The following is an 11,802-nucleotide window of genomic DNA, read 5'->3' as shown; positions in this document are numbered from 1 at the left end:
CTTCCGATCTCGGGTCGACCGCCGGCGGACCGCCGCCGGCCGGGCGCGGGGTTCTGGCCGCCTCCGCCCCCCGCCGCACCGAGGCGGGCGACGAGGGATTCGAGGGGTTCGAGATTCATCACCTGCAGCAGTCGCAGGGTGGCCAGGTCGAGCAGGGTGCGGGCCGGGCCGCCCTGGCGCAGGCGGGTTTCGGTTTCGTCGAGAATCCGGCCCATCCACAGCAGAGGCCTGGGGTCGAGATGCCCGGCGAGTTCTTTCTCCCAGGGTTCGGCAGGGGTGGCTTCCGGGCCCACCTGGCCGAGCAGGGCCAGGCGCCGGACCGATTCCAGGACCTCGGCGGCAAAGGCGCGCAGGTCCTGGCCTTCGTCCTCCAGGTCCGCCACGCCGGCCAGGGCTGCTGCCGCGTCGCCCCCGGTGACGGCCCGCAGGTAGCCCTCGACCGCCTCCCCCGGCACCAGGCCCAGGGCTTCCCGCACCGCCTCGGCGCTCAGGGGCGTGCCCCCCACGGCCCGGGCCTGGTCGAGGGCCGACAGGCCGTCCCGCACCGAGCCGTCGGCGGCCTTGACCAGCAGGTCCAGGGCCGCCGGTTCGATCTCGATCTCCGCCCCCGCGGCCACCTCCGCCAGGTGGGCACGGAGTTGGGCCGGGGTGGGGCTGCGAAAGGCGAAGTGCAGGGCGCGGGACTCGATGGTGGGGGGGATTTTGTGGGGCTCGGTCGTGCAGAAGAGGAACACGCACCAGGGAGGCGGCTCTTCGAGGATCTTCAGCAGACCGTTCCAGGCCGAGGCGGAGAGCTGGTGGGCTTCGTCGAGGATGAAGACCCGGTGATTCTCCTTGCTGGGGGGGTACTGGGCGGCTTCCCGCAACTCCCGGATATCGTCGATGCCGGTGTGGGTCGCCGCGTCCATTTCGAGCACGTCCAGGCTCTTGCCCTCACGGATTTCAACGCAGGCCTCGCAGGTGTCGCAGCAGTCCTCCGCGGGCCCCTCGGCGCAGTTGAGGGTCTTGGCGAAGATGCGGGCGATGGTGGTCTTGCCGATGCCCCGGGTGCCCGAAAAGATGTAGGCCGAGGCCAGGTTCCGTTCCCGGGCGGCGCTGCCCAGGGCGCGGATCGGCGCCGCCTGGCCGAGGACTTCGGCGAAACGCTGGGGCCTGCAGGCCCGGGCCAGGGGAAGTCGCGACAAGAACCTGCCTCCCGTGGGTGCCGGAGGATCCCGGGAACGGGGAAAGCCCGGGGCCCCGGAGAGGGCGCCCGGGCCTTCCGATCTGGAGGGGCTCGACGAGCCTGCGGCACACCCTGCGGTCCGCTTACGGCTGCTCCCTTCCGGGCCTGACCGGGTTCGCGGGGCCGGGTTGCACAGGTGCGAGCCCCGAAAGGCACTCCCCGGGACCCGGGGCCCCGGGGTATCGCGCACAACGTGGCGGAGAGAGAGGGATTCGAACCCTCGGTACGGTTGCCCGCACACACGCTTTCCAAGCGTGCGCCTTCGACCACTCGGCCATCTCTCCGAGAAGAGCCCGCCTATTATGCATGGAGAACCCGGCCCGGCCAGCGCCGGTTTTCAGGGCCGCCGCCGTTGCCGGAGGGCTTCCCCCCGGCGCTGTCCGGCTTCCGGATGCGCCCTCCGCCGGCGGAAGAAAGCGCGGAGCAACTCGGCGGCGCTCGGGGCGAGCAGACCCCCGTCGATGGCGAGCCGGTGGTTGAGCCCGCAGAAGTCCACCGGGACTTCCTGGAAGCGGCGGGTGGCACCGACCTTGGGATCGGCGGCGGCGAAGACCACCCGATCGACCCGGGCATGGACCATGGCCCCCAGGCACATCAGGCAGGGTTCCAGGGTGACGTAGAGGGTGGTGCCCGGCAGGCGGGGAGCCCCCAGGGCGGCGGCGGCGGCCCGGAGAGCGACGATCTCCGCGTGGGCGGTGGGGTCGGTGTCGGTCAGGGTCCGGTTGGCCCCGGCGGCCAGCAGGCGACCGTCCGCCGTGGAAACCAGCACCGCCCCCACGGGAACCTCGTCGGCCCGCGCTGCGCGACGGGCCTGCTCGAGGGCCGCTTCCATCGCCTGGGTGTCGTTCATCGGGTATCCCCTCGAGACGGGGGAGAAAAAGAGTGGCGCGCCCGTAGGGATTCGAACCCCAAACCTTCTGATCCGTAGTCAGATGCTCTATCCAATTGAGCTACGGGCGCGCAGGTCGATCGGGGCAGGGATGCTACCTGACGACCCCCGGCGGGTCAAGAAACGAAAGCGGCACGCCGCAGCGTGCCGCCGTCCCTCCGCCCGGAGAGTGGAGGGAGGGGGAGGTTCAACGCATGCCCGGAAACAGGCGCATGCCCCTTCCGATGCCGCGCTCTCCGCCCGGAGTGCCCCCTCCGTAGCCCTGGGCCGGACCGAGCAGGTTGAGAAACTCCTCCGGCGTGTAGGTCTGGATTTCGGGCGCCACGTACCCCAAGTCGTCCTGGGGCCGATCCTGGCCCGTCTGACCATGCTCGGGGTTCCAACGAGTGTCCATTGCTTACCTTCCTTCCCGCGCCGTCTCGACGGCCGGCCGTATGGTCTGCGACTTCCCACCGGGGTCGGAGTGGAACGCTCTGCCCGACGTTTCACTCCCCCGGTTGCGATGCCTCTTGCGCGACCCAGGCGATGACCCCTTTGGCTTCCAGATCCGCGAGCGCCGTCTGAACGTCGTCCAGTACCCGCTCCCTGGGGATCCCGGGAAACATCGCCGAGATTTCGGCTGCAATCTCGGCGACGCCGTGGGTCCCATCGCATAGGTCCCAGATCCGCCGCGCCGTGGAGTTCAGGATGTGGACCAGCTTTCGCTCGTCGTCGCAGAGCATCAACTCGGCACCGAGGTCCATGAGCCTGAGATCCACGCGCGCCTGGGGCACTTTCATCGGGGCCACCTCCCATCCGCGCTGGCTTGGGGCCAGTGCGGCACGCCATCCAGCATAACAGGAAGGCTTGAGGACCCCGAGGGACAATCACCCCTGCGGGTCTGCCTGAAGAGGTACGGTGGCGCCGGGTCCGGGGCAAGTGAAAATGCGTCCAAATCGTGCCGGCGGGCCCCATGGCTTCCGGCGGCGGGCAGGCTGGGCTGTGCGAAAAAAAGTCTGTGGGGCGGCCCGGTGTTCAGCGCCTGGTCAGTCCGGCCCAGGGGGTGTCGGATTCGCGACAGGGTCCGCTCCGGGGGGGGGCTCCCGACCCCCTGTCGCCGTCCCCACGGGGGCACCTTCGGGAAAGCGGCATCGATCCGAGGATTCACGGGCCTGTCATGTGCGGCACGGACTTTGCCAGTATGCTTGTTCGGACGGTTCGGGGGACCGTCCACGGTGGGTGGGATTGTATGGAGAACGAGCACCCCAGGGGGTGAGGAGTGGTGAGGTTTCGAACACTGAAAAACAAGTTCCAACAATTACGGATAAGGCTGGAGCTTGACTTTCCGGCGTCCGCGCCGCATCCATCCCCGTGACGGCCGATGGGATCGGCCAGCGTTCGGGGATGATCAGGGGAGCCCGTCTCGTGGCGGAATGCAACGGCACCACGCCACAGCCGGCCAGAGGCGACAAGGAGTCAGGGGTGATGTCCCGGCTGTCGAGTTCTTTTTCCGTCCGGTTTCCTGTGGCAGCCAGCGTGCTGCTGGTGCTGGCCCTGGCCCCCGGCTGGTGGGGGGTGGCCGAGGAGCCGGGTACGGCTCCGGGCTACCGCATCGGCGCCGGCGACGTGCTGCTCGTCTTCATCTACGAAGAGAACAGCCGCGAGAGGGTCATCGTCCGCCCCGACGGCATGATCACCCTGCCGCTGGTCGGCGACGTTCCCGCGGCAGGCAAGACGCCCCAGGAAGTGGCCTCGGTCGTCGCCCAGGCCGTCTCGCGCTTCCAGAAGGAGCCGACGGTCACCGTGGCGGTGGAAGAAATCCACTCCTACCGCATCTACCTGCTCGGCAACCTGGGAGCCCAGCAGTCCCTCGAGTCGTCCACCCCCTTGCGGCTGCTGCAGGCCATTGCGGCCGCGGGCGGGCTCAACGAGTTCGCCAGCAAGAAGATTCTCGTGCTGCGGGACGAGAACGGGAAGCAAACCGTTCGCGAAGTGGACTACGACAAGATCATCAAGGGCAAGGCTCCCGACCAGAACATCTGGCTGCGCAGCGGCGACGTGGTGATCGCACGATGAGGAACGCTCTATCCGTGGCCCTGGCGCTCGCCGCCCCGCTGCTCCCGGTCCTGCCGGCCCGGGCCGCCGACGTGAGCTTCGATCCTGTATTCACGGTCTCCGCCGAGCGCAGCGACGACGTGCTGGCCTCCGCCGGGGGAGCCGGGCTGGCGGCGAATCAGTCCGATGTGGCCCTGACGATCGAGGCCCGGTTGGCCCTGCTGCGGCGCACACCGCGGGGAGAGATCAGCCTGGTCTATCATCCGCTCCACGAGGCCTACCAGGACTTCGACCAGCTGGACAACACCAGTCACCGCCTGCTGCTGGGCTGGACATCCCAGTTTTCCCGGCGCAGCGAGTGGGAGGCCTCGCTGGCCTACAGCCGTGTTGAGCGCCAGCGCGTGGATTTCGACAACCCCGGGCAGGACCTGGTCGTACTGCCCCGCACCACTCTCGACACCTTCGCCGCCACGGCCCAGTTGCGCCAGGCGGTGAGCCGGCGGTCCCGCCTGTTGCTCTACGGCTCGGTGGCGGGCAACCGGTACGACAGTGGTCAGACCACGGGCCTTCCCCTCGACGACGTGACCACCACCTCGGCCCAGGTCGGCTGGGAGTTCGATCTCGGTCCGCTGACCGTGCTCGGGGTCAGTTTCTACGGAAGTCGGCTCGACGAGGGCTTTCGGGGCGAGCGGGACGTGCTGCGCCTGCTCGGCGTCTACCGCCGCGCGACCGAGAACCGCAGCCTGACCTTCAGCGCGGGAGCCGCCAGGACGCTGATCAACGACCCCGGCCAGGGGGTGCCGGCCGATGCCCGGATCGACGAGCCGACGGACCTGGTCGGTTCCCTTTCCTGGCAGAAGACATTCCGTCGCCGCGGCCAGGTGCAGGTCGATCTCTACCGCGATGTGACCTCCTCCGGGGGTACGGGCGGCTCGTCGCTTTCGACCGGGGGCTTCCTGGCCCTCCGAACGCCCACCGGCCGCTGGTCCAGCTTCGCCCTTTTCGGCCGCTACGATCGGCGTGAGCCTCAGCAGGGCCAGGTCGCCGCTTTCGCGACCACGACGGTCTCCTACCGCGCCGAGTGGAGTGCCGCGTTCGGGCCCCGCTGGCACCTGGTGGCTGCCGGTGAGCGCTTCGACCAGAGTTCTGACGAACAACTCCTGGACAGGAACTACACGATCTGGAGCCTCGGGCTGCGCTACAGCCCGCTGGCGAGAGGCAGGTGAGCCCCGTGATGCAGCAGAATCCGCTGATCAAGGAATACCTCGACATCGCCTTTCGGCGGAAGTGGTGGATCGCCATTCCCGCCCTGGTGGGGGTCTTGTTCTCGATCGCGCTGTTTTTCCGCTTCGACAAGCTCTACCAGGCGAGTACCAAGGTCCAGATTCGCACGCAAACCATCTCCCGGCGCTTGCTCGAGTCGGTGATCGAAATCGACTACCGGGACCTGGTGACCCAGATCAACTCGCAGGTCACCTCCGAACGCTACATTCTCGAGCTGAACAACGCGCTGAACCTGGTGGGCACGCCCGGCGGACCGCGGGACCTCGACGAGCTGGCCAAGAAGCTCGACCGCCGGGTCGAACTGGACAGCAACCCTCGAGATCGCTACTTCACACTCAAGGTGACCTGGGAAGACCCGCGCATCGCGGCCGAGATCGCCAACGAGCTGGCCAACATCTATATCCGGCGCAACGAGGAGATCCGCAGCCAGATGGCGGGGGAAACCCTTTCCCAGCTCCGGGCCAAGCGGGAGGACATCGAGCGGCGGCTCAACGCGGTGCGGGAGACGATCCAGCAGTTCCGCTCCGATCACAAGTTCGAGCTGGAGTCCTATCAGGGGACCAACGAGCAGCGCCTCGAACGCAACACCGCCGAGATCGACCAGGTGTTGCGGGACATCCGCAGCCACGAGGACGAGATCAAGCGCCTCGAGTTGCGTCTCTCCGCCCTCGATGCCGACCCCACCACCGCGGCGACCCGCGATCCGCTGATCGACGAGTTGCAGCGCTTGCGTTCCCAGCGTGCCGAGCTGATCGGCCAGGGCAAGACCGAAGCCCACCCCCGGGTCAAGGCCCTGAGCGAATCGATCCGCAACATCGAGCAGCAACTCGAGGGACGCAGCGAGTCCGGCGGAGGCATCGGCGCCACCGAGCTGGCGCGGAGGGAACACGAGCAGGAGATCGCCCGCCGCCGGGCGGAAATCGCCGCGCTGCGGGCCAAGCGGGCTCAGCTCGAGCGGGAGAACGAAGAGATACGGGGCCGGCTCGAGCGGACCCCCGATCGCCAGAACGAACTCAATCGCTTCGTGCAGCAGGAGCAGAACCTGGCCGTGCTCTACGAGGACGCCTACTCCAAGGAGCTGGCGGCTCTCGAAGGGGCCGACGTGGAAGAGTTCCAGGCCGGTGAACGCTTCGAGACCCTCAACTACGCCCGGCCGCCCTCCAAGCCGTTCTGGCCCGATTTGCGGCTTTTCCTCGTGATGGGCCTGGCGGTGGGCGGTGGCCTGGGGGTGGGCCTGGTGCTGCTGCTGGAGGTCTTCGACCAGTCTTTCAAGAGTGAGGAACAGCTCGCTGCGGCGATCGACCTGCCTATCCTGGCGGTGGTGCCGGATCTCAACCGGGCCGCCGATCGCCTGCGCGCCCAGCGGGGCAAGACGCGGGTTCGGAGGAGGGCCGGATGAAGTCGCGATCCAAGCCGAATGTCCACGGTCCCGATTCGCGGTCCGGCGGCCGGGTCGTCACCACGTCCCCGTCGTCACGCCGGGCGCCGCGGGACCTGGCCCCCAATCCCCTGCTGCTTCCCCTGGTCGATCCCCGCTCGCCGATCACCGAACGCTATCGGCGGATGATGACCCACATCGACCACCTGGGGGCGCGGGACGATCACCCCTACCGGGTGATCGTCATGGCCTCGTCCCGCGAGGCGGAGGGCAAGACCCTCACCGCGATGAACCTGGCCCTCGCCCTGGCCGAAGACCGGGACCGCAAGGTGCTGCTGATGGACGTCGACCTGCACCGTCCCCGGGTGCATCACTTCCTGCTGAGCAAGCCCAAGCTGGGATGGATGGACGTCTTCGAGGATCGGGCGGAACTCGATGCGGCGCTGGTCAGTCTCAACCAGACCCGGCTGCGCATGCTGCCTGCCGGTCGGCCCCCGGACAAACCCGCCGAGGTGATCAAGTCCGAGCGTTTCCGGCGGCTGTTGCGGCAGCTCCGGGATCGTTTCGACGCCATCGTCCTCGATGCGCCCCCGCTGATGCGTTTCGTCGATGCGAACATTCTCAATTCCTATGCCGACGGGCTGGTCTTCGTGATCCGGGCCGGCCTGACGTCGCGGCAGATCGTGCGTAAGGCCCTGGCCCAGATCACCAGCGGCAAGGTGATTGGCGTGGTGCTCAACGACGTGCGCTACACCCTGGTGGATCGGTACTACTACCGCTATGACGAGTATGGTGGGAGTTACTACGACCGTGGCGATGATTGAAACCATCCACCGCTCTTTGCGGGTGGTCGCCATCGGTGGCGGCACCGGGCTTCCCGTGGTGCTCAGGGGGTTCAAGCCCTTGCTCCAGGGGCTCGAGGACTTTGCGCCCGACCGCCTGGCCGCCGTGGTTACGGTGACTGACGACGGCGGCTCTTCGGGCCGACTGCGCGACGAACTGGGAATGATCCCACCCGGGGACATTCGCAACTGCCTGGTGGCGCTCTCCCACAACGAACCGCTGATGGCCAGGCTTTTCCAGGCGCGCTACCGAAGCGGAGGCGATCTCAACGGTCACAACGCCGGCAACCTGATCCTCGCCGCCCTGGCCCAGGAGGAGAACGGCAACGTCTTGCGGGCGATCCGCCTGGCCAGCGAGGTACTCAACATTCACGGCGAGGTCTACCCCTCGTCCCTGGCCAGCGTCCACCTGGTGGCCACCTTGCAGGACGGTCGCACCGTGGAGGGCGAGTCGAAGATCGCCGGTCACGGTGGCGCGGTGTCGCGGATCCGGCTCGAGCCCGATGCCCCGCCGGTGACCGAGGGGGTGGTCGAGATCATCGAGCGGGCGGACGTGGTGGTCTTCGGACCCGGATCCCTCTACACGAGCATCATCCCCAACCTGCTGATTCCCGATTTGCAGCGGGCCGTGCGACGCACGGGGGCCTTTCGCGTCCTGGTGGTCAACGCCATGACCGAACCGGGAGAGACCGGTGCGTTCTCCGTGGCGGATCATGTTCGGGCCGTTCACGAACATGCGGGAGGCGACATCATCGACGCGGTGCTCGTGGCCGCGGATCCGATTCCGGAGTCCGTTCTCGATCGCTACCGGCGCGAGGGGGCGGCGCGGGTGGACCCGAACGACGAGGTCGTCGATTCCCTGGTGCCGATGGTGGTGCGCCGGGAAGTTCTGGAGATCACGCCCAAGGTGCGGCATGACCCCCTGCTGACTGCGGGGGGGATTCTTGCGGCCTGGAATGGCTGGAAAGGCCGGGCGGGCAATCGGGCGGCAGCGGCGCGGCGGGTCGCCGGCGCGGAGGGATGACAGTGGTACGGCAGAGGCTGAGAAGTATCTGGATCGCCCCGCTCAAGGTGGGAGCCGACGCTCTGGCCATCGCTGCGGCCCTGGCCACGGCCTATCTCTTCCGCTTCGGGGAGAACCTGCCCGACGAGCAGCTTCAGCTCATGCTGAAATACGGGCCGTGGGTGCTGCTGATCAAGCTGCTGGTCTTCGCTTTCTTCGGCAACTACGCCACTGTCTGGCGTTACGCTTCGATCAACGACCTGCTGCGCCTGGCGCGCTCGACCGTCGCGGCCTCGCTGGTTCTCGTGGCTTTCCTCTACGTGATTTCTCTCGAGATTCCCCGCGGAGTGGTGACGCTCGACGGTGTGCTCACGCTGGCCTTTTGCGGTTTCGTCCGACTCGTGCCGCGCCTGGCCCAGGAGCGGGTCAACCCGACCATGCTGGCCAGCTTGCCAGCTCCGCTGCGTGCGCTGTTCACCTCCCGGCGTTCGACCGAGCGTCGCATCCTCATCGTCGGCGCCGGAGACGCCGGGGAGAGCCTGGTGCGGGAGATGTGCCGCAAAGGGCAGCTCGGCTACCTGCCGGTGGGCTTCGTCGACGACAACCCGTCCAAGAAGGGCATGCGGATCCATGGCGTCAAGGTTCGCGGCACCCGGGAGGACATTCCCCGGCTGGTGGCCCAGCACGACGTGGACGAGATCCTGATCGCCATCCCTTCGGCTTCCGCCGAGGAAATCCGTCCCCTGGTGGATATCTGCCGCTGGACCGGCGTGAAGCTGAAGATCCTCCCCGACCTGGCGAGCCTGGTCAACGGTCCGCCCCGCCTGTCCGACGTGCGCGAACTGCGTATCGAGGACCTGCTGGGCCGCCCGAAGATCGAGCTCGATGCGGAGGGGGTCAGTGCTTACGTCAAGGGCAAGCGGGTGCTGATCACCGGTGCGGGCGGGTCGATCGGTTCAGAGCTTTGCCGCCAGCTGCTGCGCTTCGGACCCAGCGAGCTGCATCTCTTCGGCCGGGGAGAGAACAGCATCTACGCCATCTACCAGGAGCTGGTGCCCCGGCGCGGCGAGACGAAGATCGGCGAGATCATCGGCGACGTGATCAACAAGAAGAAGCTGATCGGCATCTTCGAGAGGATTCGGCCTGAAATCGTCTTCCACGCCGGCGCCGACAAGCATGTGCCGCTGATGGAACTCAACCCGGACGAGGCCGTGCTGAACAACATTCTCGGTACGCGAAACGTGATCGAGATCTGCGACGACTTCGGTGTCGAACGGCTGGTTTGCATCTCCACGGACAAGGCGGTCAACCCCACCAGCATCATGGGCTGCTGCAAGCGGGTGGCCGAACTCTACGTCCGTTCGCCGCGCTTTACCAAGACCATCGTCACCGCGGTGCGCTTCGGCAATGTGCTGGGCTCCCGTGGATCCGTGATCCCCCTCTTCCAGCAGCAGATCGAGCGCGGTGGGCCGGTGACGGTGACCCACAAGGAGGTCAAGCGCTACTTCATGACCATTCCCGAAGCCGTGGCCCTGGTCATTCAGGCCGGTGCGATGGCCGTGGGCAAGGAGATCTTCGTGCTGGACATGGGAGAGCCCGTGTTGATCGACGATCTCGCCCGGCGCGTCATCCGCCTTTCGGGGCTCGAGCCGGACAAGGACATCATGATCAAATATAGCGGGTTGCGTCCCGGCGAGAAGCTCGACGAGGAGCTGGTCGGTCTCGGGGAAGACCGGGAACCGACTGCGCACCAGAAGATCTTCAAGGTCCGCATCAACCGCAGCATGGATGACGGGGAACTCGACGCCAGCGTGCGAGAGCTGATCCGGCAGGCGGTGGAGATGGATGATCTGGGCATCAGGGCGACGCTGAAGAAGATCGTTCCGGAATACCGTCCCTATCTGCCTCCCGAGGTCCAGAGCTGGACCGCAAAGAAGTCGTGAGCGCCAGGAGACGCCGATGATGCGAGCGATCGACAAGGCCAAGCATCCAGGGCGCGAGCTGCAAGGCGCGCAGCAGGCGCTTGGCCATCGCCAGGCCCCGGTGGGCCGGACCCTTGCCCATCGCAGCCAGGCGGTGACGCTCGAATCGAGGGCGCAACAGGACTTCGCAGGCCCACCGAGCCTTGTGCTCGGTGAGGAAGAGGCGTACCGCCTGGGGGGCCAGTGGCCGGCCGGCCGGCGGCAGTCCCAGTGGAAAGCCCGCCACGCCGAGCCGGGGCAGGGGATGCAGTTCCCGGGCGGGGGGCGACGGCAGCGGGGTGTCGAGCAGTTCGCGACACATCCAGAAGGCCAGGCGGCGTGCCCGGTCGAGGCCCGCACGACGGCATTGCGCTTCGAGCCATTCCAGGTCGAGTCCCGCCGGGCGACGGGCCAGGCGATCGAGGTCGACCAGGCGCTTGAGTTCGGTAAAGCCGCTGCGCATCAGGTTGAGCACGCAGTGCAGCGCCTGGGCCTCGGGTCGGGGAACCGGAAAGCCGGGTCCGTGGTCGGGGCTCTCGAGCAGCAACGCCGGATCCACCGTGTAGAGCGCGTCGGGGCGGGCCAGGGCCCAGTGCAGCTCGAGTCGAGGTCGACCCGGGCCCTCGAGGATCAGGTGGAAGTGGTGCCGGCGATAGAGCGCATCGAGTTCCGGCCGCAGCCGGCTGTAGCCCAGCCCCTCGGCGCAGGCCAGAGCTTCGTCGAGGGCCTCCGGGGGCACCAGCAGGTCCAGGTCGCGGAAGGAGCGGTCTTCAGGCTTGACGTAGAGGGTGCGGGCCAGCCCGACCCCCTTGAGAACCACGGCGGGAATGCTCCGCGCGGCGAGGGCGTCGCTGACCCGCTGGGCTTCGATGAAAAAGAAACCATGATGGCGCGCCAGGCGGGCGAGGTAGGCCTGGAGTTCGGCGCGCCATGGAGTTCCGGCCTCCGCGGCGTCCAGCACGCGGCGGGCGGCCAGGCCCAGAACATCCACGTCTCGAGCAAGCTCGAGCGGGGCGGTCCACTGCCCGGATCGAAGACCCGTGGCGTTCGTCTGCTCCTGGCGGACCAGGAGGAGCAGGCGGAAGGCTGCGTCGATGTCCAAGGCAGTGGGGCCTCCCTGAGCGAGTGTTCCCTTATAGCACGACACATCAACCAGGTAACCCGGTCCGGCCTTCCGCCGGTCCGG

11 protein-coding genes, 2 tRNA genes and 1 other RNA gene are annotated in these 11,802 nt (G+C 67.7%); 6 read left to right on the top strand and 8 right to left on the bottom strand.

Annotation, left to right across the window (positions count from 1 at the left end; genetic code table 11):
- From dnaX to Q9Q40_10020, 7 genes are all read right to left on the bottom strand, one after another.
- Window positions 1–1,184: DNA polymerase III subunit gamma/tau (gene dnaX, locus Q9Q40_10050; GenBank protein ID MDQ7007563.1), on the bottom strand; the 1,184-nt coding region annotated here is incomplete at its 3' end.
- Between the two features lie 86 nt (window positions 1,185–1,270).
- Window positions 1,271–1,370, bottom strand: an RNA gene (ffs, locus tag Q9Q40_10045) — signal recognition particle sRNA small type.
- 49 nt (window positions 1,371–1,419) lie between these two features.
- A tRNA-Ser gene (locus tag Q9Q40_10040) sits at window positions 1,420–1,509 on the bottom strand.
- A 53-nt stretch (window positions 1,510–1,562) separates the two neighbouring features.
- The gene (gene tadA / locus Q9Q40_10035) at window positions 1,563–2,075 is read right to left on the bottom strand and encodes a tRNA adenosine(34) deaminase TadA (protein ID MDQ7007562.1); all 513 of its coding nucleotides are present in this window, start codon (window positions 2,073–2,075) and stop codon (window positions 1,563–1,565) included.
- A 33-nt stretch (window positions 2,076–2,108) separates the two neighbouring features.
- Window positions 2,109–2,185 (bottom strand) — tRNA-Arg (locus tag Q9Q40_10030).
- Window positions 2,186–2,301: 116 nt separating this feature from the next.
- On the bottom strand, window positions 2,302–2,508 hold the full coding sequence (locus Q9Q40_10025; protein MDQ7007561.1) for a hypothetical protein: 207 nt from the start codon (window positions 2,506–2,508) through the stop codon (window positions 2,302–2,304).
- Window positions 2,509–2,599: 91 nt separating this feature from the next.
- Window positions 2,600–2,893, bottom strand: a complete 294-nt coding sequence (locus tag Q9Q40_10020) for a PqqD family protein (GenBank protein ID MDQ7007560.1) — start codon at window positions 2,891–2,893, stop codon at window positions 2,600–2,602.
- A gap of 685 nt (window positions 2,894–3,578) precedes the next feature.
- On the opposite strand from Q9Q40_10020, the gene Q9Q40_10015 reads away from it, so the two are divergent.
- From Q9Q40_10015 to Q9Q40_09990, 6 genes are read left to right on the top strand one after another with little or no spacing between them, the layout of a single operon-like run.
- Window positions 3,579–4,169, top strand: coding sequence for a polysaccharide biosynthesis/export family protein (locus Q9Q40_10015; GenBank protein ID MDQ7007559.1), 591 nt, complete (start codon window positions 3,579–3,581; stop codon window positions 4,167–4,169).
- Complete coding sequence (locus Q9Q40_10010; protein ID MDQ7007558.1) at window positions 4,166–5,374, top strand: hypothetical protein; 1,209 nt, start codon at window positions 4,166–4,168, stop codon at window positions 5,372–5,374. Before Q9Q40_10015 ends, Q9Q40_10010 begins: the two co-directional genes overlap by 4 nt.
- Entirely contained in the window at window positions 5,371–6,831 is a 1,461-nt protein-coding gene (locus tag Q9Q40_10005) for a hypothetical protein (GenBank protein MDQ7007557.1), read from the top strand. The genes Q9Q40_10010 and Q9Q40_10005 overlap by 4 nt, the downstream gene beginning before the upstream one ends.
- Window positions 6,828–7,634 carry a CpsD/CapB family tyrosine-protein kinase gene (locus Q9Q40_10000; protein ID MDQ7007556.1) on the top strand — a complete coding sequence of 269 codons (807 nt, stop codon included), beginning with the start codon at window positions 6,828–6,830 and terminating at the stop codon, window positions 7,632–7,634. Before Q9Q40_10005 ends, Q9Q40_10000 begins: the two co-directional genes overlap by 4 nt.
- Complete coding sequence (yvcK, locus tag Q9Q40_09995) at window positions 7,627–8,676, top strand: uridine diphosphate-N-acetylglucosamine-binding protein YvcK (protein MDQ7007555.1); 1,050 nt, start codon at window positions 7,627–7,629, stop codon at window positions 8,674–8,676. The genes Q9Q40_10000 and yvcK overlap by 8 nt, the downstream gene beginning before the upstream one ends.
- Window positions 8,673–10,598, top strand: a complete 1,926-nt coding sequence (locus Q9Q40_09990) for a nucleoside-diphosphate sugar epimerase/dehydratase (protein ID MDQ7007554.1) — start codon at window positions 8,673–8,675, stop codon at window positions 10,596–10,598. The genes yvcK and Q9Q40_09990 overlap by 4 nt, the downstream gene beginning before the upstream one ends.
- Here Q9Q40_09990 and Q9Q40_09985 read toward each other — a convergent pair.
- A complete protein-coding gene (locus tag Q9Q40_09985) occupies window positions 10,513–11,718 on the bottom strand; it encodes a nucleotidyltransferase family protein (protein ID MDQ7007553.1) in 1,206 nt (401 codons plus the stop codon). The genes Q9Q40_09990 and Q9Q40_09985 overlap by 86 nt on opposite strands.
- Between the last annotated feature and the right edge of the window lie 84 nt (window positions 11,719–11,802).

The sequence above is a fragment of the Acidobacteriota bacterium genome (assembly GCA_030949985.1).
Classification (GTDB): domain Bacteria; phylum Acidobacteriota; class Polarisedimenticolia; order J045; family J045; genus JALTMS01.
Note: the sequence above shows the minus strand (reverse complement) of the source record. Positions and strands in the feature narration are given on the sequence as shown.